This window comes from Pantoea sp. GbtcB22 (assembly GCF_019091025.1).
GTDB lineage: Bacteria > Pseudomonadota > Gammaproteobacteria > Enterobacterales > Enterobacteriaceae > Pantoea > Pantoea leporis.
This window is the reverse complement of sequence record NZ_JAGXKB010000036.1, coordinates 1-419: the sequence shown is the minus strand read 5'-3', so window position 1 is coordinate 419 and position 419 is coordinate 1. Positions and strand designations below refer to the sequence as shown.

The 419-nt window shown below is 64.4% G+C and carries 1 protein-coding gene; it reads left to right on the top strand.

What is annotated here, in order from left to right; genetic code table 11:
* A partial coding sequence (locus KVT28_RS24710) for an Ig-like domain-containing protein (RefSeq protein WP_217550776.1) occupies positions 1-419 on the top strand: 419 nt, incomplete at both ends.

Here is a 419-nt window from a genome sequence, read left to right as displayed (position 1 = left end):
GGAGCCGACGGCAAGTGGTCGCTGGAGCTGGCGGGTGCGCTGAGAGACGGCAACCACAGCTTCGTGGTCACGGCGACGGATCTGGCGGGGAACACCTCGGCGCAGTCTAACAGCTGGAGCGTTCTGGTTGACACCAACAGCACCACACCTGCCATCACCGGCGTAGTGGATAACGTGGCGGGTGGTACCGTGGGAGCGATTGCCAACGGCGGTCTGACCAACGACAACAAACCGACGCTGAACGGTACGGCGGAAGCTAACGCGATTGTCACCATTCGCGAAGGCGGCAACGTCCTGGGAAGCGTGAAGGCAGGAGCCGACGGCAAGTGGTCGCTGGAGCTGGCGGGTGCGCTGAGAGACGGCAACCACAGCTTCGTGGTCACGGCAGTTGACCCGGCGGGGAACACCTCGGCGCAGTC